17 protein-coding genes are annotated in these 23,857 nt (G+C 66.2%); 9 read left to right on the top strand and 8 right to left on the bottom strand.

What is annotated here, in order from left to right:
* Positions 1-129: 129 nt before the first annotated feature.
* Entirely contained in the window at positions 130-906 is a 777-nt protein-coding gene (locus ACERNI_RS07870) for a short-chain dehydrogenase/reductase (RefSeq protein ID WP_448832709.1), read from the bottom strand.
* An 82-nt stretch (positions 907-988) separates the two neighbouring features.
* A complete protein-coding gene (locus ACERNI_RS07865; RefSeq protein ID WP_448832708.1) occupies positions 989-2,005 on the bottom strand; it encodes an alpha/beta fold hydrolase in 1,017 nt (338 codons plus the stop codon).
* Between the two features lie 417 nt (positions 2,006-2,422).
* Between ACERNI_RS07865 and ACERNI_RS07860 the strand changes: the two genes are divergently transcribed.
* From ACERNI_RS07860 to ACERNI_RS07830, 7 genes are all read left to right on the top strand, one after another.
* Complete coding sequence (locus tag ACERNI_RS07860) at positions 2,423-3,661, top strand: acyl-CoA dehydrogenase family protein (protein WP_448832707.1); 1,239 nt, start codon at positions 2,423-2,425, stop codon at positions 3,659-3,661.
* 10 nt (positions 3,662-3,671) lie between these two features.
* On the top strand, positions 3,672-4,745 hold the full coding sequence (locus ACERNI_RS07855) for a phosphotransferase (RefSeq protein WP_448832848.1): 1,074 nt from the start codon (positions 3,672-3,674) through the stop codon (positions 4,743-4,745).
* A 245-nt stretch (positions 4,746-4,990) separates the two neighbouring features.
* Positions 4,991-5,761 (top strand): SDR family oxidoreductase, encoded by a 771-nt coding sequence (locus tag ACERNI_RS07850; protein ID WP_448832706.1) that lies wholly within the window; start codon positions 4,991-4,993, stop codon positions 5,759-5,761.
* Positions 5,762-5,880: 119 nt separating this feature from the next.
* Complete coding sequence (locus ACERNI_RS07845) at positions 5,881-6,879, top strand: NADPH:quinone oxidoreductase family protein (RefSeq protein ID WP_448832705.1); 999 nt, start codon at positions 5,881-5,883, stop codon at positions 6,877-6,879.
* Positions 6,880-7,056: 177 nt separating this feature from the next.
* Positions 7,057-8,238, top strand: a complete 1,182-nt coding sequence (locus ACERNI_RS07840; protein ID WP_448832847.1) for an acyl-CoA dehydrogenase family protein — start codon at positions 7,057-7,059, stop codon at positions 8,236-8,238.
* Between the two features lie 94 nt (positions 8,239-8,332).
* A complete protein-coding gene (locus ACERNI_RS07835) occupies positions 8,333-9,472 on the top strand; it encodes an acyl-CoA dehydrogenase family protein (RefSeq protein WP_448832704.1) in 1,140 nt (379 codons plus the stop codon).
* Between the two features lie 116 nt (positions 9,473-9,588).
* Positions 9,589-10,395, top strand: a complete 807-nt coding sequence (locus ACERNI_RS07830; RefSeq protein WP_448832703.1) for an SDR family NAD(P)-dependent oxidoreductase — start codon at positions 9,589-9,591, stop codon at positions 10,393-10,395.
* Positions 10,396-10,527: 132 nt separating this feature from the next.
* Here the strand turns inward: ACERNI_RS07830 and ACERNI_RS07825 are convergent, their stop codons facing one another.
* The 3 genes from ACERNI_RS07825 to ACERNI_RS07815 form a co-directional block, all read right to left on the bottom strand.
* Positions 10,528-12,642, bottom strand: coding sequence for a sensor histidine kinase (locus ACERNI_RS07825; RefSeq protein WP_448832702.1), 2,115 nt, complete (start codon positions 12,640-12,642; stop codon positions 10,528-10,530).
* A 194-nt stretch (positions 12,643-12,836) separates the two neighbouring features.
* Positions 12,837-14,093, bottom strand: coding sequence for an MFS transporter (locus ACERNI_RS07820; protein WP_448832701.1), 1,257 nt, complete (start codon positions 14,091-14,093; stop codon positions 12,837-12,839).
* A 383-nt stretch (positions 14,094-14,476) separates the two neighbouring features.
* Complete coding sequence (locus tag ACERNI_RS07815) at positions 14,477-16,057, bottom strand: porin (RefSeq protein ID WP_448832700.1); 1,581 nt, start codon at positions 16,055-16,057, stop codon at positions 14,477-14,479.
* A 558-nt stretch (positions 16,058-16,615) separates the two neighbouring features.
* On the opposite strand from ACERNI_RS07815, the gene ACERNI_RS07810 reads away from it, so the two are divergent.
* The gene (locus ACERNI_RS07810; protein ID WP_448832699.1) at positions 16,616-18,367 is read left to right on the top strand and encodes a class I adenylate-forming enzyme family protein; all 1,752 of its coding nucleotides are present in this window, start codon (positions 16,616-16,618) and stop codon (positions 18,365-18,367) included.
* Positions 18,368-18,487: 120 nt separating this feature from the next.
* Here ACERNI_RS07810 and ACERNI_RS07805 read toward each other — a convergent pair whose 3' ends face one another.
* Positions 18,488-19,741 (bottom strand): MFS transporter, encoded by a 1,254-nt coding sequence (locus ACERNI_RS07805; protein ID WP_448832698.1) that lies wholly within the window; start codon positions 19,739-19,741, stop codon positions 18,488-18,490.
* 395 nt (positions 19,742-20,136) lie between these two features.
* A complete protein-coding gene (locus tag ACERNI_RS07800; protein ID WP_448832846.1) occupies positions 20,137-20,997 on the bottom strand; it encodes a dienelactone hydrolase family protein in 861 nt (286 codons plus the stop codon).
* A 447-nt stretch (positions 20,998-21,444) separates the two neighbouring features.
* On the opposite strand from ACERNI_RS07800, the gene ettA reads away from it, so the two are divergent.
* Entirely contained in the window at positions 21,445-23,097 is a 1,653-nt protein-coding gene (gene ettA / locus ACERNI_RS07795; protein WP_448832697.1) for an energy-dependent translational throttle protein EttA, read from the top strand.
* A 192-nt stretch (positions 23,098-23,289) separates the two neighbouring features.
* On the opposite strand, the gene ACERNI_RS07790 is transcribed toward ettA, so the two are convergent.
* Positions 23,290-23,856 carry a hypothetical protein gene (locus ACERNI_RS07790; RefSeq protein ID WP_448832696.1) on the bottom strand — a complete coding sequence of 189 codons (567 nt, stop codon included), beginning with the start codon at positions 23,854-23,856 and terminating at the stop codon, positions 23,290-23,292.
* Position 23,857: the final 1 nt, after the last annotated feature.

Below are 23,857 nucleotides of genomic sequence, written 5' to 3'. Positions count from 1 at the left end.
GCGGTCGGGCGCATTGTCCGGCGCGGCGATGGCCGCCATGCCGGGAATGCGCGGGAATTCAGGTCGAGCATAACGCTTCTCCGGCTCAGCCGGGCCGGATTTTGCGCGCGGCGGGCGCTCGGGAGGCGCTCAGGAGGCGTTTGCGAGGCCGCCGTCGATAGTGAGAATCGCACCCGTTGTATAGGCCGAGCGGTCGCTGGCGAGAAAGGCCGTCGCGGCGGCGATTTCTTCCGGGGCGCCTGGACGGCCGAATGGCATGTCCGCCGTCAGCTCGCGCCAGCGCCCGGCGTCGCCGAACTGACGCTCCGCGTGGGCGCGTAGCCGGGTTTCCATGCGATCGGTGGCGATGGGACCCGGATTGATGCCGACGACGCGGACGCCGTCGCGGTGGCTGGCGCCGCCCAGGGCGCGGGTGAACGCCATCAGCGAGGCGTTGCCGGCGGCGCCGGTAATGTAATGGGCGTCGAGCCGCTCCCCGCCCATGCCGATGATGTTGATGATGACGCCGGCGCGCCGCGCCGCCATGCGGGCGTAAAACGCGCGGGTCACGCCAATGAAGCCAAACACTTTCAGGTCCCAGGCCTCGCGCCAGCGTTGCTGGTCGACGTCCTGCAGGGTTCCCTGTGGAATGGCCCCGGCGTTGTTGACCAGGATGTCGGCGTCGCCGTGGGCGTCGGCAAGCGTCGCGGCGCTGGCGTCGCGGGCGATGTCGGCGGCGAAAATGGCGACGTCCGCGCCTGGCGTTTCAGCGCGAATGGCGGATCTGGCTGCGTCAAGCCGGGCTGCGTCGCGCGAGGTCAGGACAAGGCGACAGCCTTCCGCCGCCAGTTGCCTGGCGATGGCGAAGCCGATGCCTTTGGAGGCGCCGGTGACCAGCGCCTTGCGCCCTGTCAGATGAAGATCCATGGGCTTTCTCCTTTGGCCCGACCTGACGCGGTCATGGCGGACGACGCGCGGCCCGGTGGACGCGCGGCCCAGGCTGCGCCATTCAGCGCGGCCAGCCGGCCAGCAACCCGCGCAGGGCGGAAACGAAAGCCAGCGGCTGGTCGACCATGATGTGATGGTGCGCTTCCGGGATCATCACGCAGGGCGAGCCTGGCGGCGCCACTTCAATCGCGTAGTCGATAATTTTCTCGGTCAGGAAAATCGACTTCTCGCCGAAGATCATGGCCACCGGACATTGCGCCGTGGACATGTCGATGTGCGGCGCGCCGTCGTGATAGCCCTTCCACATGAACGGGTCGAACTTCCAGGTGAAGCCCGCCGGCGTATCCGCGGTGGCCGCGACCTCCTTCAGCGAGCCGCGGGCAATGAAATCGGCGATGTAAAGGTTGTCGCAGGGCTGCACCGGCTGGAAGCGGAAGCGGTTCATGGCTTCCTGCCACGTCGGGTAGATCCGGTTCGGCTGTGGCGTCTTCAGCGGGCCGCGCCTTGAGCGGCGCTCGCGCCTGCGTTCGGGCGACATCACCGGTGAGTCGACAGTGATCGCCGCGGCAAGTTCGGCGCCGTGGCGGGAGGCGCAGGCGGTGAGCGGCAGGCCGCCGAACGAATGGCCGACGAACACCGGCTTGCCAGCGTCAAACAGCCCGGCGGCGCGGGCCACGGTCATGATTTCCTCGACGAAAATGTCGAGATTGTATTGCGGGCGATGGTCTGAATTGCCCATGCCGGTCCACGACATGGCGGCGACCCGGTAGTCGGCGGCGAAGAACGGCGCGATGAAGCTCCACCAGTCGGCGTGGGCGCCGTTGCCGTGAAGCAGCAGCAGGCCAGGCTTGCCGCGTTCACCCCAGGTCAACATCTCGACGCTGGCGCCGCGCACCGCGACGAAATCGCGCGCGGGCGCATTTTTCAGGGCCTCGTCAAACCACGCCGGCGCCGGCGGCGAGGCGCCATGGAAAGGGGCAAGCAGGGATGGCGGCGCGGCGGATTGCGCGACAGCGCCGGCGTCGACGGTGGTTTCGGCTGGTGACTCCAGGATCGTTCTCCCCGAATATCTGATCAAATATTTTATCCCGGTTTTTCAGGGCCGGCGGGCCTGAGTCAAGCTGGATGGACGTTTGGCGATGGCGCGGCGCGTCGTGGCGCCATGTTGTCACGCCTTGCCGTGATGTTCTTCTGGCGCCGCGCTCTCCCGCTCGCGCCGCCGCTGGCGTGCGGGGAAGTCTGGCGTGCGGGGAAGGAGGCGGAAGGAGCAAGAAGGAAGGCCGGAGCCATGCGGCCGGTGCGGTTGCCGGGCCCGCGCATTCACGGCGTGGGCTGGCGTTCCCGCCGGATCCGTGCGACGTCATTCTTGTCAACGTGATTTCTTGCATAAAAAATATCTGTTCTCAGGACTGGCCCCTGCTGTTAATTCTGGCCAGGCGGAAAACATATGGACCGGGTCGCCCAAAGCCCCGGCGCAAACGGGAGAGGAAACGAGATGGACTTCACCATCACCGAGCGTGAGTCGTATTGGCGCGACCGTGTCCGCAAGTTCATTCAGGACAATGTCGTTCCGGCGGAAGCTGATTACGTCAAGGAAATGGACCTGGTCGGCAAGGACCGCTGGCGCGTCTCACAGGTGCTGGAAGGCCTGAAGGCCAAGGCGAAAGCCGAAGGTCTGTGGAACCTGTTCCTCGCTCCCAATCCCGAACATGACGAAGGCGAATATCGCGGCGCCGGCCTCACCAACCTCGAATACGCCATGTGCGCCGAGGAAATGGGCCGTTATGGCATCGCCTCCGAGGTCTTCAACTGCTCGGCGCCCGACACCGGCAACATGGAAGTGCTGCATCGCTACGGCACGCAGGCGCAGAAGGACAGGTGGCTGAAGCCGCTGATGAACGGCGAGATCCGTTCGGTGTTCCTGATGACCGAGCCGGAGGTCGCCTCCTCGGACGCCACCAATATCGAAACCTCGATCGTGCGCGATGGCGATCACTACGTCATCAATGGCCGCAAGTGGTGGTCATCTGGCCTGGGTGATCCGCGCTGCAAGATCGGCATCCTCATGGGGAAGACCGACAAGTCGGCCGCGCGTCACCAGCAGCAGTCGCAGATCCTGTTGCCGATGGACACCCCCGGCATCGAAGTGCTGCGCATGCTGCCGGTGTTCGGCTTCGATGACGCGCCGCACGGTCACGCCGAAGTGGTGTTCAGGGACGTTCGCGTGCCCGCCGAGAACCTGATTCTTGGCGAGGGGCGCGGCTTCGAGATCGCCCAGGGCCGCCTTGGACCGGGCCGCATCCACCACTGCATGCGCACCATTGGCGTTGCCGAGGTGGCGCTGGAGAAGATGGTGAAGCGCCTGCAGTCGCGCGTGGCGTTCGGCAAGAAGGTTTCCGAGCAGTCCGTGTGGGAGCAGCGCGTCGCCGAGGCCCGCACCGATATCGAAATGACCCGCCTGCTTTGCCTCAAGGCGGCGGACATGATGGACAAGGTGGGCAACAAGGCCGCCGCGCTCGAGATCGCCATGATCAAGGTGGCGGGTCCGCGCGTCGCCCTGAAGATCCTCGACGACGCCATCCAGGCCCACGGCGGCGGCGGCGTCACCACCGATTTCGGTCTGGCTGTCCGGTGGGCGGGCATCCGTTCGCTGCGCCTGGCCGACGGCCCGGACGAGGTGCACAACCGCGCCATCGCGCGGATCGAATTCGCACGTCATTCCAACGCAGGATAACACCGAAGTGCTGGACAAGAAGGAAGTCGCGGAGGAGGTTTTCTCCGGAACCAAGCCGGTTGAGGAGCGCCATCGTTTCGACGAGGCGCGTCTCGCCGCCTGGCTCGCCGACCATGTGGAGGGCTATCAGGGCCCGCTCACTGTCGAGCAGTTCAAGGGCGGGCAATCGAACCCGACGTATTGTCTGATCACCCCGTCGCGCAAATACGTCCTGCGGCGCAAGCCGCCGGGCAAGCTGCTGCCCTCCGCGCACGCGGTGGACCGCGAGTTCCGGGTGATCTCGGCCCTGAACACGGTCGATTTCCCCGTCGCCCGCGCCTACGCGCTGTGCACGGACGACAGCATCATCGGCACGATGTTCTACGTCATGTCGATGGAGGAGGGCCGGGTGTTCTGGAACGGCACGCTGCCGAGCGTGCCCAAGGAACAGCGCGCGGTGATGTATCGCGACGAGATCGAAACCCTGGCGAAGTTGCACAGCTACGATCCGGCGGCCATTGGCCTGTCGGACTTCGGCAAGCCAGGCAACTATTTCTCCCGGCAGATCGACCGCTGGACCAAGCAGTTCCGCGCCTCGGAGACATCGCGCTTCGAATCGATGGAAAAGCTGATCGAATGGCTGCCCCGCACCGTGCCGGAGCAGACCCATACGTCGGTGGTGCACGGCGACTATCGCCTCGACAACATGATCTTCCATCCCACCGAGCCGCGCGTGCGCGCGATCCTAGACTGGGAGCTGTCGACCCTGGGCGATCCGCTGGCCGATTTCACCTATGTCATCATGGGCTGGGTGATGGAGCACGACGGGCGCGCCTCGCTGGGCGGCGTCAACTTCAGGGAGCTGGGAATCCCCGACGTTGATGAGGTCATCGAGATCTATTGCAAGGCCACCGGCCGCTCCGGCATTCCGGATGTGAACTGGTATTTCGCCTACAACCTGTTCCGGCTGTCGGCGATTTCCCAGGGCATTGCCGGCCGCGTGCGCGACGGCACCGCCAATAGCCCCCGCGCGGCCGAGGCCGGCAAGCGCGCGGAGCCCCTGGCCGACATGGCCTGGGCCTACGCGGTCAAGGCCGGCGCCTGACATGACGGGAGGCGGCGGCCCTGGTCGCCGGCTCCCTGAACCGTTCGCCAGCAGCGCCGCTGTTTCGCCTGATGCGGGGCGCGGCGCGTGCAAATGGGCCTGGCCAGCGTGGCTCCGGTCCGGCTTCACCAGGCCGGGCGGATTTCGCGGGCTGGACCGACGTCGCAGACAACCCGGGCAGACGGACAAAAGCCGCGCCCCGCGCCATTCCGGCGCGTCATGCTTCAGGGAGACAGGAAGCGTCCATGAGCACATTGTTTGATCTGACCGGCAAGGTCGCACTGATCACCGGCTCCTCCCGCGGCATTGGCCGCGCCATCGCCGAACGCATGGCCGAGCATGGCGCCAGGGTCGTCATTTCCTCGCGCAAGGCTGGCCCTTGCGAAGAGGTGGTGAAGGTCATCAACGACCGGCATGGCGAAGAGCGGGCGATCGCGGTTCCCGCCAACATTTCCGAGAAGGAAGACCTGCAGCGCCTGGTCGACGCCACCAACGCCAAATGGGGCCGCATCGACATCGTGGTGTGCAACGCCGCCTCCAACCCGTTCTACGGGCCGATGGAAAAGCTGCCGGACGACGCCTTCCGCAAGATTCTCGACAACAACATCGTCTCCAATCACTGGCTGATCCAGATGACGGCGCCGCAGATGCGGGCCCGCAAGGACGGCTGCGTCATCATTGTCTCGTCGATCGGCGGCGTGCGCGCCTCGACAGTCATTGGCGCCTATTGCATCTCCAAGGCGGCCGACATGCAGCTCGCCCGCAATCTGGCGGCGGAGTATGGCCCTGACAACATCCGCGTGAACTGCATCGCGCCGGGCCTGATCAAGACCGATTTCGCCAAGGCGCTGTGGGAAGACCCGGACAATCTGGCGCGCACAACCTCGACGGCGCCATTGCGTCGCATTGGCATTCCGGACGAGATCGCCGGCGCGGCGGTGTTCCTCGCGGGCCCGGCCGGCAATTTCATGACCGGACAGTCCCTGATTATCGACGGCGGCGTCACCGTGGTCTGACCGCGGCGCCCGGACATTTAACCAGCAATGCGGCCAGGCGGCCGCGACCAGTTGCAAACAGCGGCGACCGTGCATCCAGCATGGGGCCGCGTGGCAGTCGAAGGACGGAGCAGCACAGAATGAAGGCGATCCTCACCAAGGCCGTTGGCGGGCCCGAAACCCTGGTTCTTGAGGAGGTTCCGGATCCGGTTCCCGGTCCGAAGCAGGTGCTGCTCGCGGTCAAGGCCTGCGGCGTGAACTTCCCCGATACGCTGATGATCGAGGACAAATACCAGTTCAAGCCGCAGCGCCCGTATTCGCCCGGCGGCGAAGTCGCTGGCGTGGTCGAGGCGGTTGGCGCCGAGGTGAAGGGCGTCAAGGTCGGCGACCGCATCATCGGTTCGACCGGGCACGGCGGCATGGCCGAGAAGGTGCTGGTGGACGGCTTCCGCTGCATCCCCATGGTCGATGAGATGCCGTTCGACGAGGCGTCGGCGTTCATCCTGACCTATGGCACCTCCCATTACGCGCTGAAGGAACGCGGTCATCTGAAGGCTGGCGAAACCCTGCTGGTGCTGGGCGCGGCTGGCGGCGTTGGCCTTGCGGCGGTGGAGCTGGGCAAGGCGATGGGCGCGCGCGTCATCGGCGCCGTCTCCAGCCAGGACAAGGCGGACCTGGTCAAGGCGCACGGCGCTGACGACGTGGTGATCTATCCGCAGGGGCCGTTCGACAAGGACGGCAGGAAGAAGCTGGCCGAGCTGTTCAAGAACGCCTGCGGCGAGCATGGCGCCGATGTGATCTATGACGGCGTCGGCGGCGATTACGCTGAAGCCTCGCTGCGCGCCATCGCCTGGGAGGGTCGCTTCCTTGTCGTCGGCTTCCCGGCCGGCATTCCGCTGCTGCCGCTCAACCTGACCCTGCTCAAGTCCTGCCAGGTGGTTGGCGTGTTCTGGGGCGCCTGGGTGGCCCGCAACAACGCCGGTTTCGCCGAAAGCGTCGCGGAGCTGATGGACTTCTACAAGCGCGGCCTGGTGAAGCCGCACGTGTCGGAGCGGTTCCCGCTGGCGAAGGCTGGCGACGCCATTGCCCATCTGGCCGCCCGCAAGGCCATGGGCAAGGTTGTGGTGACCATGGACTGAGCGCCTTCGGGCGTCCGCGTTTGCAGGACGCCCGATTCCAGCGCCGGAAGCGCGCCGCTGGCGGCTGGAACCGTCTGGCGGCGCCGTGGCGCGATCGGGCCGGGCGAGAGGCGGACGGCTGGGCAAGGCCAGCGATCCCCGCGATCCCATACGGCCCGTCTTCATGACGAGGGCATGATGGCTGATCTTGAGACATTCCGCGCCGAAACCCGCGCATGGCTGGCGGCGAACTGCCCGGCCGAAATGCGCGCGCCGACCGAGGACGAGGAAGACACGGTCTGGGGCGGGCGCAATCCCACCTTCCGCAATGACGCGCAGCGCGTCTGGCTGGAGCGCATGGGCGCGAAGGGCTGGACTGCGCCGGAGTGGCCGGCCGCCTATGGCGGCGGCGGCCTGTCCCGCGACGAGGCCAAGATCCTCGCCGGGGAAATGCGCGACCTCGGCTGCCGCTCGCCCCTGTCGTCGTTCGGCCTCTGGATGCTTGGCCCGGCGCTGCTGAAATACGGCTCCGAGGAGCAGAAGAAAAAATATCTGCCGCCGATCGTGCGCGGCGAGATCCGCTGGTGCCAGGGCTATTCCGAGCCGGGCGCGGGCTCTGACCTTGCCTCGCTGCAAACGCGGGCCGAGGACAGGGGCGATCATTTTCTCGTCAATGGCTCGAAGATCTGGACCAGCTACGCCGACAAGGCCGACTGGATTTTCTGCCTGGTGCGCACCGACCCGACCGCGCCCAAGCATGAAGGCATCTCCTTCCTGCTGTTCGACATGGCCTCGCCTGGCGTCAGCACCCAGCCAATCCTGCTGATTTCCGGCAATTCGCCGTTCTGTCAGACTTTCTTTGACGACGTGAAGGTTCCAAAGGACCAGCTCGTCGGCATTCCGAACAAGGGTTGGGAAATCGCCAAATACCTGCTGACCCATGAGCGCAACTCGATCAGCTCCATGGGTGGGCGCGCCCACCGGCCGGTGCACGAGGTCGCCGCCGCCCATGTTGGCCTCAACGACCAGGGATTGCTCGACGACAATCTGCTGCGCGGCCAGGTCGCCCGCCTTGAGGTGGATGAAATTGCCTTCGAGTTCGCCATGGAGCGGGCCGGCGACATGGCCAAGCGCGGTGAAATCCACGGCGCCTATTCCTCGCTGTTGAAGTATTACGGTTCGGAGCTGAACAAGCGCCGCCACGAAACGCTGATGGCCGCTGGCGGCTCAGACGCGCTGGAGTGGGAGAGCGACCGTTCCGAGCATGGCGCCGCGCCGCGCGCCTGGCTGCGCACCAAGGCGAATTCGATCGAGGGCGGCACCTCCGAAGTGCAGCTCAACATTCTCGCCAAGCGCATTCTCGAGCTGCCGGGCGCGTAACGCCCTCCTGGTGTTTCGCCCCGTGTTTTGACAGGCGCGGCGTTTCCCGGCGGCAGGCCGGTTGAGACGCCGCCATGTAACAGGAACAGAAGTCATGGCGCTTGTGCTGAATGACGAACAGACCATGCTGCGCGACACCGCCCGCAGCTTTCTCGCCAGCGAGGCCCCGGTGGCGGCGCTGCGCCAGTTGCGCGACGCCGGCGTCGCTGATGGTTTCTCGCGCGATCTGTGGAAGCAGTTCGCCGAAATGGGCTTTGCCGGCGTGCTGATCCCGGAGGATTTCGGCGGCGTGGGCCTCGGCCATGTGGAGGCGGGGGTGGTGGCCGAGGAAATCGGCCGGAACCTGACGGCGACGCCGTTCCTCTCCACCGCCGTTCTGACGGCGAGCGCGCTGCTGCAGGGCGGCTCCGACGCCCAGAAGGCGGCGTGGCTGCCGAAGATCGCCGGCGGCGAGATCATCGGCGCCCTGGCCGTGGACGAGGGCGCCAAGCACAGGCCCGAGAAGACGGCGCTGCAGGCGAGGCGCACCGGCAACGGCTTCACGCTCAATGGCGCCAAGACCTTCGTGGTGGACGGTCATGTGGCCGATCTGATGATCGTGGCGGCGCGCACGTCCGGCCAGCCAGGCGAGACCCAGGGCCTGACCCTGTTCCTCGTTGCCGGCGACGCTGGCGGCGTCAGCCGCGAACGCACGGTGATGGTCGACGCCCACAACGCCGCCCGCGTCAGTTTCGACAATGTCCAGGTTGACGCCGACGCCGCTCTGGGCCCGGTCGATGGTGGCTATGAGCTGCTGGAGCGGGTGCTGAACGTGGGTCGCGCCGTGCTGGCGGCGGAGCTGTCCGGCGTCGGCGGCCAGGCCTTCGACATCGCCCAGACCTATATGAAGGAGCGCAGCCAGTTCGGCCGGATCATCGGTGAGTTCCAGGCCTTGCAGCACCGTTCGGCGCATCTGTTCAGCGAACTGGAGGTCACCCGCGCCGCCGTCATCAAGGCGCTGCAGACGCTCGACGCCAGCCCTGAGAAGGCGGCGACCATCGTGGCGGTGGCGAAGGCCCGCGCCGGCTCCAGCACTGAGCTGGCGGTGCAGGAAGGCCTGCAGATGCATGGCGGCAACGGCATGACCGACGCCTTTGACATCGGCCTTTACATGAAGCGGGCGCGGGTGGCGCAGGAGTTGCTCGGCGACAGCAACTTCCACGCCGATCGTCTGGCGCGCGCCAACGGTTACTGACGCGGTTCAGGCAAATCCGGCCCGGCATGGCCGGACTTGCCGTGCATGTTTTTTTGGTTCGACGCGATTTTCCGGCGGGCTGTCCGGAAAATGCGCCTGCGCAGAAAGGGTTTTCCATGAAGCTTGCCGACAAGGTGGTGGTGATCACGGGTGGGGCTGACGGCATCGGCAAGGGCCTGGCCCAGCGGTTCCTGAAGGAAAACCCGAAGGCGGTGATCGTCTGCGACATCAATGAAGCCAAGGTGAAGGCAGCCGCCGCCGAGATCGGCGCCAGCGCCGCCTACGGTTGCGACGTTTCAAATGAGGCGCAGCTGGTTGCCATGATTGACGACGTCGAGAAGCGCTTTGGCCCCATCGACCTGTTCTGCTCCAACGCCGGCATTGGCGATTTCAGCCGTTCTGACCCGAACTTCGTCGGGGCGGCCGGCAACGAAATCTGGCAGAAGAGCTGGGACATCAATGTGATGGCCCATGTCTATGCGGCGCGGGCGCTGGTTCCGCGCATGGCGCAGCGCGGCGGCGGCTATTTCCTCAACACCGCCTCGGCCGCCGGGCTGCTGTCGCAGATCGGCAGCGCCGTCTACGCCACCACCAAGCACGCCGCGGTCGGGTTCGGCGAGATCCTGGCCATCACCCACCGCGACGCTGGCATCCGCGTGTCGATGCTGTGCCCGCAGGCGGTGGATACGCCGATGCTGCGCGCCGGCGGCGAGGGCCCCCAGCATGTGGACGGCGTGCTGACGCCGGCGCAACTGGCTGACGTTGTGGTGGAAGGCCTGGATGAGGAGCGCTTCCTGATCCTGCCCCATGCCCAGGTGCTTGGCTACATGCGCAAGAAGACGGAGAACTACGACCGCTGGATCGGCGGCATGGCCAAGCTGCGGCGCAGCATGGGCGGCAATTTCGGCCCGGCCGGCGGCTGATGCGCCTGGGGGCTTGAGGCCACGCCAAAGAGCAGGATGAAGAACCCGGAGAGCCACGGCTCCTCCGGGTTTTTTGTGGCGCCAGTTATTGGTTGGGCAGCGGATTTCCCGGCCAGGCTCCATCCGGGCGCATCAGGCGGCGTCGGCGGCGTCGTCCAGGCTGACGGCGGCGATGGCGTCGAGCGGCAGCTCGATGCGGCATTCGACCCCGGCGGGCGCATAGGTCATCTCGACCTTGCCGCCCAGTTCGCGACGCAGGCCGCGATCGAGAAGCCGGGAGCCAAGGCCCTGCCGGGTTGGGGGCGTCACCTCAGGGCCGCCGCTTTCTTTCCAGGTCAGCACGAGCTGCGCCGGCGTCGGGCCGGTTGCGGGCGTGATGGACCAGGCGACCTGAACGCGACCGGCGTCGGTCGACAGGGCGCCGTATTTGGCGGCGTTGGTCGCCAGTTCATGGAAGCACATGCACAGGGTCAGGGTGGCGCGCGGGCGCAGGCGGATGCGCGGGCCCTCGGTCATGATGCGCGTGTGGGCGGCGTTCTGGTACGGCTTCAGCTCCGAGGCGAGAGCCTCGTCCAGCCAGGCGCCGCGCCAGTCGCTGGCGGTCAGCAGGTCGTGGGTCTTGGCGAGGCCCACCAGCCGCTCCTCGAAGGCCTCCCAGGCCTGGTCGGCGGCGGTGGAGCGACGGGTTAGCAGGGCGATCGACTGCACGGTCGCCAGCGAATTCTTCACCCGGTGGTTCAGCTCCCGCAACAGCATGCGCTGCCGGTCTGCCGCCGTGCGGCGTTCGGTGATTTCCTGGACGAGACCGACGACGGTGGGCTGCCCGCTTGCCCGCATCACCGGCCGGCCCCGCACTTCGATCCAGTGCGTGGTGCTGTCTGGCCATTGCACGCAGATCTCGACGATGAACTGTTCGCGTCCGCCAATGCCCCTGGCGATGGCGTTGGAGTGCTCCGCGCGATGCTTGGGGTGCAGGGCGGCGCCCAGGGTATGCAGATCCAGCCGGCCGGCGGGGATGCCCATCAGCACCCGGCTGCGATCGGAGCCTGTCAGTTCATTGGTCTCGGGATCAAAGCTCCAGGCGCCCAGCTCGCTGGCTTCCATCGCCAGGCGCAGGCGCTGTTCACTGGCGCGCAGCATCGCTTCGACCTGGTCGCGCTCGGCATTGCGCCTGGCCAACTGGTGCGAGGCGTCGCGGAGCGCACGCTGCACCTCATCGAACTCCGTGACGCCGGTGCGGCGGCCAGGAATGATGTCGCCGCGCGCCAGGCGGCCGGCGGAGGCGCTGAGCCGGGCCACCGGCCGCAAAAGCTGCCGGGACAGGTAGATGACGTGCAGAAGCCCGAGTATGGCGACGAGCGCAAGGGCGCCCAACCATGCCAGGGAGCGGTTGAACGCCGCCTCCAGCCGGTGCTGCGGATAGGCGAGAATGAAATACCAGCCATAGCGCGGCGTCTTGCTGAACACGGCGGTGGACGTCGCCTGGCCCTGTCGCTCGAGATTGATCACCCCTTCGTCGTGCTGCCCCATTTTCACCCGCAGGGCGGGCGGGGCAAGCGGTTCGCTGAACAGGTTGTCATTGCGGGTGCGGGCGACGATGTCGCCGAGCGGACCGGCGGCGGCGCCGTTCCATTCGCTGGAGCCGAAACCGTTGCCGGCAAGGAAGCGCGCCAGCACGGAGGAGCTAATCTCGGCGCTCATGATGCGGCGCTCGGGGCCGTCCCCGGGAAATGGCGCGTCAATGATGACCACGCGGCCATCGACCGATGGCGCCGGGTGAATGGAAATCACTGGTTTGCCCGTGAGCAGGGAGTCATGCAGCGCGCGTTGCCGGGCCGGCGCGCCGCGCAGCGCGGTCAATGTCTCGCTTTCGGAAAACTCCAGCTCGCCGCTGGCGCGCTCGAGCGAAATCCGCACCCCTTCGAGCAGGGTCTGCTCATTGATCCGGCGGCGCAACGCCGCCTGCTGATCCGTGGCCGGGAGGGGCTGCTGCACAACGACCTGCATCGATGTCTCGAGCTTTTTCAGCTCGCGGTCGAGGTGCAGGGCGAGGGTGCGCGCCGTCTGCAGCAGGATTTCTTCCGTGGCGCTCTTCTCCGCGTCATAGGCGGAATAAAGGCCGCCCGCCGCGATGGCGAGCGCCGGAACGATCAGGGAAATGACAAGCCACAGCAGACGTTGGGCGAAGGGAAGGCTCTTGCGCTCCCCGCGATCTGAAAACAGCCCCAAACCGGTCACTCCCGTCACGCCAGACGGTCCCCTTCGCAGCACGGCGCGCCCAGTCACTGGCTCCTCCGTGAGATCAGACGCCCGTCAGGACAGAGCGGTCAATAATATGGCTGGTTACATTGCGGATAGAGTGTGCGCAAGGCTCCTCAGTTACGTCAATCGTCGCCGGCTGGAGTATGCTATGCGGGTTTATGCGTCTTTTGTCGGATGATTTACTGTCCTGCGGCGGGCGCCGCGGGTGGCCGGCCCGAGAGCATCAGGGTCACGCAGCCAGCGAAACCCAGAATGGCGGCAAAAAGATAGGGCGCGCCATAGTCGTGGAAGGCGTCATGCAGCATGCCCAGCACCATTGGGCCGCCAGCGACGCCCGCCATGGTGATCAGCGAGTGGGCCGAGTAAATCCGGCCATATTCGCGTGTCCCGAACGCCTCGGCGACAAGTAGCGGCTGCATCATCAGCAGGTTGCCGACCGGCAGGCCAAACAGGACCACGGCGGTCAGCAGCAGGATGCGGTCTTCGCTGAACGACACCAGCAGCAACGCCGCCGCCTGAAAAAACATCGAGATCAGCGTGAACGGCAGGCTGGGCGCCCGCAGCAGGATGACGCCGCCGCTGAGCCGGCCGGTAATGCTGGCGAAGGCGAGCAGCGAAACCCCCAGCGCCGCGGTCTCGTGGCCGGCGCGCGAGGCGATCATGCTGAAGAGGTGGGCGATGCCGCCAACTTGCGCCGACATGGTGAAGACGTAAGCGATGGAGATCCCCCAGAAAAAACGGCTGGCGCGCGCCTGCGGCCAGGTAAAGCCGGTGCGGACCAGGCCTGGCTGGTGGCCGGGACGGACCGGTGCGCCATCTGGATTGAGGCCCATGCTCTCGGGCGAGGGACGCAGCACCAGCAGGGTGAGCGGCGCGACGCCAATGAAGAAAACCGCGCCGAGCCAGGGGCCGGCGCCGGCAAGGCCGACGCGGCCAATGAGCCAGGCGGTGATCGGGGTGATGAGGGCGCCGCCCAGCGACAGCCCGGTCATGGCGATGGACAGGGCCGTGGCCCGCCGGGCGTCGAACCAGCGGGTGAGCAGGGTCATGGCCGGCACCAGGCCGCAACCGCCATAGGCCAGGCCGAACAGCAGGTAGAACAGGTAAAGCTGCCAGGGCGTGCGCACCCAGCCGATAACGGAGAGGGCGAGGGCGCTGAGCGTCGCCGCGCAGATGATGAAGTAGCGGGCGTCGATCCGGTCGATGAACCGGCCGGTGATGATGCCGGCGATGCCGGATGACAGGAAGAACAGGGCCGTCGCGTTGCTGGCCATGGCGACAGGGAAGCCGCGCTCGGCCACGAAAGCCTGCAGCAGCACCGACAGGTTATAGAACGCCAGGCCGCCAATGGTGGTGAGCAGCACGGTCATCGCCGCCACGATCCACCAGCCGTAAAAGACGCGGGAGTCGGGGCGCGGCGCGGGAACAAACGACATGGAGACGGCATCCTGGCGGTGTGATCCGGACGAGGCTGCGCCGCCTTGTCCGGGGACATGCGCCGGGCGCTGGCCGGGGCAGGACGCCGGTCCGGGATGCCGGCGCGCCTGCCAGCGTCCGGACGCCTGGCTTTTCGGTCGCGGCCCCTGCCCGGATGTGGCCCGGTCCGCGCGATGGCGTGGCCCGCAGGCTTTGCCGCCTCCTGTTTCTACACGCTGGCTTGAGGTTGTAGCCAGTGAGCCGGGCGCAGTTCATGGCCCGTCGCCACGCGCGCCGGACATGCCGGCGGGCTTTGCCAGCCCGAAAACGTCCGGTTCCCTTGACCTCAAAAAAAAACGGGGAGCCCGAAGGCTCCCCGTGGTCCCGGAGTGAGTTGGGACGATCAGAAGTCGCGCTGGATGCGCAGGCGACCCTGCCAGACGTTGTCGGTGTTGGTCGTGCGGCCGTAGTTGACGCCGTTGACGCGGGTCACGATGCGGTTGTTCGTGTCGGACACGCGGCCATTGCCGATGTTGACCTGCGAGAAGTTTACCTCGGCGCCGATGTCGAGGTTCTTGACCGGCGACCACACCAGATTGGTGCCGACAGTGAACACGGCCCAGTCGCGCAGGGTGGAGGCGTCGTTGAAGTTCACGGTCTGCTGGGGCGTGAAGGCCAGGTTGGCCGGGATCAGCGAACCGCCAAGGCCGGCGTAGAGCGGGCCGACAGCGCTGCGGGCGCCGGAGCCATACTCAAGCTTGCCATAGCTGCCGAACACGGCCTGGCGGATGGTCGGGGTCCAGTAGTGCAGGAAAGCTGCGGTGACCGTCCAGCTGGTGCTCAGCTTGATGTCGCCGAAGGCGTTGACGTAGCCGTCCATGGTGTTGACGGCGAAGCGGCCGAAGCTCTGGCCGGTCGGCGTGTCGGCGCCGAGCAGGGCGCTGACGCCGGTGTACGCCATGGCGCCCTTGCCGTAAGCCGCCTGCAGCCACAGCTGGTCACCCTTGGCGATGAACGGCAGGTTGAACTTCACGCCGCCCTGGATGGCGTAGCCCCAGGCCGCGTCGGGACGCACCGGCGCGGCGTAGGTTCCGGCCGTGCCGGCGGACGTGAAGTTGCCGACGGCGACCTGGTGCAGGGCGCCCGACAGCTGGGCCGAGCCCCACGAGCCGTCATGACGCAGCACGCCGACGAAATCCGGAACGTTCAGGCGCTGGGCGATATCCACCGAAGCGTAGCTGGTGGGCAGGCCGGTGACGGGATCGAACGTCGCGCCGACATTGGCGTAATACTTGCCGCCGGTGATGATCGGGCCAGTATTGCCGCCGAAGTACAGCGGCTGGCGGCGGAAGGTCGGATCCTCGACCGACACCGTGGCGCTGAAGCCGTTGCCCAGCTTGGCGGTGTAGGCGATGCCGTTGGTGCTCTGGACTTCCGAGCTGGCGGTGGAGCCGATCAGCTCCAGCTCATGGCCGTAGAAGTCATAGAACGAACCGAAGCGGCCGGCGGTCAGGCCAGCGAACTGGATGAACGCCTTGTCGGCTTCGACATACTTCTGGGCGCGACCGTAGGTATCGACGCCAGTGGCGCCGAAAGCCTGGGCGTTGCGCTCGGCGGAGCCGGAACGCAGGGCCCAGCCGCCGGTGCGGCTGGCCATCTCGAAGCGGACGAAGGTGCGCAGCGCGCCCCATTCGGTGCTGGTGCGGGCGTCAACCTGGATGCGGCCGATGGCGCGGAAGCTGGACTTGTCCGCGCTGGAGGTCTTCAGCGGGCCCGAATACTGGTATTCAAACCGGGCGCGGCCGCCAACGCGGATGCAGGTATCCGTGCCAGGAATGTAGAAGAAGCCGGGGCCGAAGGTATTGCAAACCTTCACGTACTCCACGGGGGCTGACTTCGTCATGGGAAGATCGGCGGCGTTGGCGCCAGCGACAGCGCCAAGGGACGCAACAGAACCGAGCAGAAGCGCTCTGACGATGCTCACGATGGAAACTCCAGAAGTATGGGCGCCCTCGGCCCAATGACAAAATAGTGCGTTTCCGGACTTTTGGCGCCGGCTGTCGAGGGGATAGCGACGCGATATGACAGTCTTGCAACAAGGGCTGACGCAATGCAAAGGCGTTGATATCAGGATAATTTGCGGATTTTAAAAGTTTTTATTTGTAAAATCTGTCGCAAAAATGTAATATTTGGGAAAATAATTCTACAATCATAGAATTACTTATAAGAAAATTGCAGATAGACAATTTTGGGCAGGAAATTCATCGCGCTTGCTGGCGCCTGTTATTGAGCCTGCCCCGGGTTGCCCTGGCGAAGCCTCGAAACTCCCGAGCCGGTGGCGGAAAAATTTTTGACAATGACTCCGCGCATTGTGGCCAGGTCCGCCGAAGACGGCGCCAGTAATGTGGCGGAGTTGCGCCATGACTGTGTATGTGTTGCAACCGGGCCACATATTTAGCCTGCGGGTTGCTTGCCGTAACCGCCCGATTGGGGTCAACTTCCCCAAAATATGGCAAATCACAAATACAGGTGAGGATACGCAATGGCAGAAGCTGCTTCGGCCAGTTCCCAGGGGGGCGCTTCGGGCGCCGTCGCCGCGCCGCCGGCTTTCGCCATGTCGCCGGCGGAGGCGATCGCGCAACTCACGGCGCCGAATGCGCCGTTCGCGTTCGAGACCATTGATATTCGCGGCCTGCCGACGCGGGTCTGGAAGAGCGCCCCGCCGAGCCTGCGCGCCATTATCGAGACCAGCGCGGCCTTCGGCGACGCCGAGTGCATCGTCTTCGAAGACGAGCGTCTCACCTATCGCCAGCACTTCAACGCCGTATGCTCGCTGGCGACGGCGCTGGTCACGCGCTTTGGCGTGCGCAAGGGCGACCGGGTGGCCATCGCCATGCGGAATTATCCGGAATGGTCGATCGCCTTCTGGGCGGCCACGGCCATCGGCGCCCTTGCGACGCCGCTCAACGCCTGGATGACGGCGGAAGAGCTGGCTTATTGCCTCAACGATTCCGGCGCGGCGGTGCTGGTCGCCGACGGCGAGCGCATCGACCGCCTGGGCGACCGTCTCGCAATGCTGCCGATGCGGGCGGTGATCGGGACCCGGCCGGAAAAGCCGTTCGGCGCCGGGATCGTCCCATGGAGCGACGTGGTGAGCCTCGCAGATGGGGCCAGCCTGCCGGCGGCGGACATCGCGCCGGACGACGACGCCACCATCTTCTACACCTCCGGCACCACCGGCATGCCCAAGGGGGTGCTGGGCACCCACCGCAACACCTGCTCCAACCCGGTCAGCGTCGGCTATGGCAAGGCGAAGGCGCTGTTGCTGGCGGGGCTGCCCCTGCCGGACCCGGCGACATTGCCGAAAAAGGCCTTCCTGCTGCCGGTGCCGCTTTTCCATGTCACCGGCTGCCATTCAGCGATGATCCCCACCATCCTGTCCGGCAACAAGCTGGTGCTGATGTACAAGTGGGATCCGAAACGCGGCATGGAGCTGATCCAGCGCGAGAAGGCCAGCGGCTTCACCGGTGTGCCAGCCATCGCCTGGCAGATCATCGAGCATCCGGATTTCGACAAATACGACCTGTCGAGCCTTGAGGCCGTATCCTATGGCGGCGCGCCGGCGCCGGCGGAACTGCCAAAGCTGGTCAAGAAGACCTTCCCCACGGCGGGCGCCGGCAATGGCTATGGCCTCACCGAAACCTCGTCGGTCACCTCGCAAAATCAGGGGCTGGAGTATCTGGCCAGGCCCGACAGCGTCGGCATGCCCGTGCCGGTGTGCGAGGTGCGGGTGGTTGGTCCGGATGGCGCCGACGTTCCGCCAGGCGAGATCGGCGAATTGTGGATCAAGGGCCCCAACGTCGTGAAGGGCTACTGGAACAAGCCGGAAGAGACGGCGAAGAGCTTTTCCGATGGCTGGCTGCACTCCGGCGACCTGGTGCGCATCGATGAGGAGGGCTTCATCTATATTCTCGACCGCGCCAAGGACATGGTGATCCGCGGCGGCGAGAATATCTACTGCACGGAGGTCGAGAGCGCGCTGTACAGCCATCCGGCGGTGATGGATGCGGCGGTGTTCGGGCTGCCGCACCGGGTGCTGGGCGAGGAGGTGGGCGCCGTGGTCCAGCTGAAGCCGGGCTTCGATGTGACCGAACAGGAATTGATCGCGCACGCCGCCGGGCGGCTGGCGGCGTTCAAGACGCCGGTGCGCATTGACATCCGCGCCGAGCCGTTGCCGCGCAACGCCAATGGCAAGGTGCTGAAGCGCGATCTGAAGGCGCAAATGACCCGCTGAGGGGCGTCACGCGCATCGTTGCAACACCCCGGTCAACAAAAAACCCGGTTCAGCTTGAACCGGGTTTTGTTTTTCCCGGTGGATGCGACGCCGCGCGCCGGAGAGGCGGCAGGCGTTCGCTCAGCCGGCCGGATGGGGCTCCGGCATCAGGCTGACAAGCACGGCCGCGATCAGCCCCAGCGCGCCGGCGATGGCGATGGGAACCGTATAGCTCTGGGAGAGGTCAAAGGCGTATCCCGCCAGCGGCGGACCCAGCAGGGAGCCAAGGGCGGCGGCGGTGTAGCTGATGCCGATGACGCCGCTGGCGTTGCGCGGGCCAAACACATCGACCAGCAGGGCCGGGGCCAAAGCGACGTAGCCGCCGTAGCAGAGGCCGAACACCAGTGCGAACACGGCGAGGCCGATGGCGCTGCTGGCGAAAATCCACCAGCCCATCATCAGGCCGAGGCCAAGGAACATCAGCGCCAGCGAACGCCGGCGGCCCATGCGGTCGGCGACGCCGCCGATCAGGAAGCGGCCGGCGGTGGAGCCGATGCCGATGAGCGCGAACAGGGTGACGGCGGTTGACGCATCGACGCCGCGATCCTGGGCCGACGGCGTCAGGTGAACAAAGGGGATGAACAGGCCCACCGACGCCAGCAGCGAAGCAAGATAGAGGATGCGGAACTGGGATGAGCGGACGGTTTCGCCAAGGCTCATGCCGGGCAGTTCGTTGCGCGAGGGCAGGGGGCCCTGCAGCAGCTTGCCGTCCGGCGCCATGCCGCGCTTTTCCGGGGCGTTGTCGACGAACAGCGCCGCCGCCCCGCCAGCCAGCACGACGAACAGGCCGAGGATGGTGTAGGCGCCGCTCCAGCCCACGTTCGTCACCAGATACTCGGCGACCTTGGGCATGATCAGCGTGCCGAGGCCGATGCCGGATACGGCGATGCCGGAGGCGAAACCGCGCCGGACCAGGAACCAGCGTTGCACGGCGCTGACCGCCGGCACGTAGGAAAAGCCGATGCCAAGGCCAACGCCGAGGCCGATGGCCAGCGCCACCATGGTGATGGAGCTGGCCATGCCGGCGAACATCAGGCTGAAGCCGACAAGCGCGATGCCGCCAAGCACCACAGGGCGGGCCCCCAGCCTGTCGGCCAGCGGTCCGCTAATCACGCCAACGGTGAAATACAGCGCCACGGCGCCGGAAAACACCCAGGACAGCGCGGCGCGGCTGGCGGAAAAGTCCTGCTGCAAGGCGTTGAAAAAGGCGGGGAAGGCATAGAGCCCGCCAAGGCCGCAGAACATCACGACAAAGGCGGCGGCCACCACGATCCAGCCGCGCCGCGCCGAGGCGGCGAGCGCGGCGGCTTCGGACGTATCTGTGGCGGACGTCATGGCCGGAACTCCTGGCGCGCCGCGTCCGTAGACCGGGAGCCGCCCCGTTGCCGCGCGTCTGGCTGGTGTGATTGCTGTCGTGCGCTCATGACGCTCCCGTCCGTTGCCTTTTGAACCGGGCTTTGCCCTGTTTTTGCTTTGGCGCCGTCGTTTCAGGCGCCGCGCCGGTTGTAGCAGAGCCTGTCGGCCGCGCCAGAGGCTGGAGGCCCCACAGGCTTCCAGCCCCCAAAAGCTTCTGGCCCCCAAAAGCTTGCGGCCGCAAAGGCCGGGGCTGCTCCGGACGCTCCGCCATCCCACGTGTCGCCTGCTTCAGGCCCCAGGGCGATTACCCCGCAGGTAACGTCGGGCGCGGCCAGTGGCCTTCGCCATCAGTCCGCCGCCGCCGGCGTCGCAGCTCACGCCACGCCGTGCTTCTTGAAGAACGCCAGCATCAGCTTCCAGCCCGCTTCGGCTGCTTCCTTGCGATATGTCGGCCGGTAATCGGCGTGGAAGGCGTGCGGCGCGTCGGGAAAGATATCCAGCTCCACCGTTTTGCCGGCGGCCAGCGCCTTCTTCTTCAGCTCCTCGATGCTGGCGACCGGGATGCCGGTGTCGGCGCCGCCATACAGGCCGAGCACGGGGGCCTTCAGATCGCCGGCCACATCCAGCGCCGTCTTTGGCTGGATCGGCGATGTCTGGCCGCCCACCGGGCCATACCAGGCGACGCCGGCTTTCAGCGCAGGATTATGGGCGGCGTACAGCCAGACAGCGCGCCCGCCGCGGCAAAAGCCGGTGACGCCAAGCCGCTTCGCGTCGCCCTTGTGCTGCGCCGCCCAGGCCGCCGTGGCGTCAAGGTCGGACATCACCTCCGCATCCGGCGTCTTCGTGATGAAATCGCGCAGCAACACCTGGACATCAGTAACTTTGGAGATGTCGCCGCGCCGGGCGTAGAGCTCTGGCGCGACCGCCAGATAACCCGCTTTCGCCAGCCGGCGGCACACGTCCTTGATGTGTTCGTGCACGCCGAAGATTTCCTCGACCACCAGCACTGTGGGGAAAGGGCCGGCGCCTTCCGGCATGGCCCGGTAGGCGGGGATCTCGCCGTCCTTCACCGGAATTTTGACCTCGCCGGCCACCAGGCCATCAGCGGCGGTTTTTACCGGCGGATTGGCCTGGGCATGGGCCGTGGCCATGGTGAAGCCGCTCATCAGCGCCGTCATCACCACGAAGCCCCGGCGGGAGAGGCGCTCCGGCAACAGGCCATCGAGGCCCAGCATGCCGGCTTTCGGCGATTGGTCGCCCGTCTCCGCGCTCATGTGCGTTCCTCCTGCATCTGTCGTGCGCCAGATCTTGTAAAGCAGCCGTTGGCGCCGCCGCCCTGTCGCCCGGGCTTTGGCAACAGGAGTGCATGTCCGCCCGCTGGATGCAAAGGAAGAATGTCGCGTCCGCGGGCCGGCGCTGAGCACTTTCCGGCCGGATGCGCGCACCACAATGAAACCCGGCGCAGCTTCCGGTCGGTATGGCCCGGAAGCGCGTTCTGGCCGCGCGCCGGCGGCGGATCAGCCCGGGAGGCCGCCGGAATCGCGCCAAAACGCCGCCAGAACCCGTCCCCGCCTTGCGATCGGGGGGGACGGCCGCTAGATATGCGTCAGCTTTCCCGATCCGCGCCGGCCGTGCGCCGGCCCAGTCCCTTCAGCGCCCCTTCCGGGGGTGGAGCCGAGTTTATGTCACGTCAGTTCATCTATCACATGCGGGGCCTGACCAAGGCTTATTCGAACGGCAAGAAGGTGTTGGAGAACATCAACCTGTCGTTTTACCCGGACGCCAAGATTGGCGTGCTGGGCGTCAACGGCGCCGGTAAATCGACCCTGCTCAAGATCATGGCGGGCATCGACAAGGACTGGACCGGCGATGGCTGGGTCGCGGAAGGCGCCCGCGTCGGCTACCTGTCGCAGGAGCCGCATCTCGATCCGGACAAGACCGTGCGTGAGAACGTGCTCGACGGCGTGGCGTCAAAGAAGGCGATCCTCGATCGCTACAATGAACTCGCCATGAACTATTCGGACGAGACCGCCGACGAGATGACCGAACTGCAGGACCAGATCGAGGCCCTCGGCCTGTGGGATCTGGACAGCCAGGTCGACCAGGCCATGGAAGCGCTCGGCTGCCCGCCCGACGACTGGAACGTGGAGAAGCTCTCTGGCGGTGAGCGCCGCCGCGTCGCCTTGTGCCGCCTGCTGCTGGAGCAGCCGGAGCTGCTGCTGCTCGACGAGCCGACCAACCACCTCGACGCCGAAACCGTCAACTGGCTGGAAGGTCATCTGCGCACCTATCCAGGCGCCATCCTGATCGTCACCCACGATCGCTACTTCCTCGACAACGTCACCGGCTGGATTCTCGAGCTGGATCGCGGTCGCGGCATCCCCTACGAGGGCAATTACTCCTCCTGGCTGGAGCAGAAGCAGAAGCGCCTCAAGCAGGAAGGCCGCGAGGAAGAATCGCGCCAGCGCGCCCTTGATCGTGAGCGCGAGTGGATCAGCGCCTCGCCGAAGGCCCGCCAGACCAAGAGCAAGGCCCGTATCCAGCGCTATGAAGAGCTGCTGGCCAAGCAGGACGAGAAGTCGCCGACGACCGCCCAGATCATCATTCCGGTGGCCGAACGTCTCGGCAACAAGGTCATCGAATTCGAAGGCATCAGGAAGGGCTTTGGCGACAAGCTGCTGATCGACGATCTGTCGTTCAAGCTGCCGCCGGGCGGCATCGTCGGCGTCATCGGCCCCAACGGCGCCGGCAAGTCGACGCTGTTCCGCATGATCGCCGGCGCCGACCAGCCTGACGAGGGCACGATCACCGTGGCTGACGCGGTGCAGCTTGGCTATGTCGACCAGTCGCGCGACGCCCTCGACGACAACAAGACGGTGTGGGAAGAGATTTCCGAAGGCAACGAGGTGATTTACCTCGGCAAGAAGGAAATCAACTCGCGCGCCTATTGCGGCGCCTTCAACTTCAAGGGCGGCGACCAGCAGAAGAAGGTCGGCATGCTCTCGGGCGGTGAGCGCAACCGCGTGCACCTCGCCCGCATCCTGAAGTCCGGCGCCAACGTGCTGCTGCTCGACGAGCCGACCAACGACCTCGACATCGACACGCTGCGCGCCCTGGAAGAGGCGCTGGAAGATTACGCCGGCTGCGCCGTGGTCATCAGCCACGATCGCATGTTCCTCGACCGCATCGCCACCCACATGCTCGCCTTCGAGGGCGACAGCCATGTGGAGTGGTTCGAAGGCAACTTCCAGGACTACGAAAACGACAAGAAGCGCCGCCTCGGCGCCGACTCGGTGATGCCGAAGCGCATCCAGTACAAGAAGTTCTCGCGCTGAGCGCGGAACTTTCGCGGTGATGGAGCGGGGCGCGGTTGCGCCCCGTTTTCATTTGCGGGGCCGCTCAGGCCGTGTCGGGCAGCGATGTCAGGCAAAAGGGCGCCAGGCAAAGGGGCGCAAAACCAGCGCATGGCGCCAAATGCGCGGCGCCCACCGGCTGTTCCGGCCTGACCGGATGAGCGCCCCTGCGGCTCAGGGTTTCTGCGACGGCTCTGGCGCCGCCGGCTGTTGCGCGTCCGGCCGTTCCGCCTGCGGGTCGTAAACCTGCCAGTACTCCTTGACGAAGCCGCGTTTGTCGACAGAGCGCACGGCGCCTGAAACGATCGGCTCCGGGCCTTCGCAGCGCCAGGCGAAAATGGTGTCGCGGCCGGTGGCCCAACTGGGCACGTCCACGGCGCTGGGGTTCTCATGGCAATATTTGCGCGCTTCGGGCGAGGGCACCACCTGGGTGTCGGCGCGGCCGCAAAAGCGCCGGCCGCCGGCAATGCACACCATGATATTGCCGTCCATGCAGCGCCAGACGGCGCGCACCGGCTCATGCCCGGGCAGGATGACGCCCAGCTTTTTTGCCGCCTGGTCCAGCATGTCCGGCGGCACGGCGTTAATCATGTTGTTGTCGCCGGCCGAGCGACAATAGGCCAGCGCATCCTCGACCGGACCAGCCGCAGCCGGCCCTGTCCACATCGTCCAGGCGCCGCTCGCGGCAAGGAGCGCCGCCAGGGCCGCCAGTTTCCACTCTGTCGAAAAGAAATGTTTCATC

It is taken from the genome of Camelimonas sp. ID_303_24 (assembly GCF_053543495.1).
This window is presented reverse-complemented; position numbering and strand designations above follow the sequence as displayed.

Bases quoted from the DNA above. Each gene is read 5' to 3' on its own strand.
- ACERNI_RS07870 (WP_448832709.1), bottom strand. From the start codon at position 906: ATGGATCTTCATCTGACAGGGCGCAAGGCGCTGGTCACCGGCGCCTCC.
- ACERNI_RS07860 (WP_448832707.1), top strand. From the start codon at position 2,423: ATGGACTTCACCATCACCGAGCGTGAGTCGTATTGGCGCGACCGTGTC.
- ACERNI_RS07850 (WP_448832706.1), top strand. From the start codon at position 4,991: ATGAGCACATTGTTTGATCTGACCGGCAAGGTCGCACTGATCACCGGC.
- ACERNI_RS07845 (WP_448832705.1), top strand. From the start codon at position 5,881: ATGAAGGCGATCCTCACCAAGGCCGTTGGCGGGCCCGAAACCCTGGTT.
- ACERNI_RS07840 (WP_448832847.1), top strand. From the start codon at position 7,057: ATGGCTGATCTTGAGACATTCCGCGCCGAAACCCGCGCATGGCTGGCG.
- ACERNI_RS07835 (WP_448832704.1), top strand. From the start codon at position 8,333: ATGGCGCTTGTGCTGAATGACGAACAGACCATGCTGCGCGACACCGCC.
- ACERNI_RS07830 (WP_448832703.1), top strand. From the start codon at position 9,589: ATGAAGCTTGCCGACAAGGTGGTGGTGATCACGGGTGGGGCTGACGGC.
- ACERNI_RS07820 (WP_448832701.1), bottom strand. From the start codon at position 14,093: ATGTCGTTTGTTCCCGCGCCGCGCCCCGACTCCCGCGTCTTTTACGGC.
- ACERNI_RS07810 (WP_448832699.1), top strand. From the start codon at position 16,616: ATGGCAGAAGCTGCTTCGGCCAGTTCCCAGGGGGGCGCTTCGGGCGCC.
- ACERNI_RS07805 (WP_448832698.1), bottom strand. From the start codon at position 19,741: ATGACGTCCGCCACAGATACGTCCGAAGCCGCCGCGCTCGCCGCCTCG.
- ACERNI_RS07800 (WP_448832846.1), bottom strand. From the start codon at position 20,997: ATGCTGGGCCTCGATGGCCTGTTGCCGGAGCGCCTCTCCCGCCGGGGC.
- ettA (WP_448832697.1), top strand. From the start codon at position 21,445: ATGTCACGTCAGTTCATCTATCACATGCGGGGCCTGACCAAGGCTTAT.
- ACERNI_RS07790 (WP_448832696.1), bottom strand. From the start codon at position 23,856: ATGAAACATTTCTTTTCGACAGAGTGGAAACTGGCGGCCCTGGCGGCG.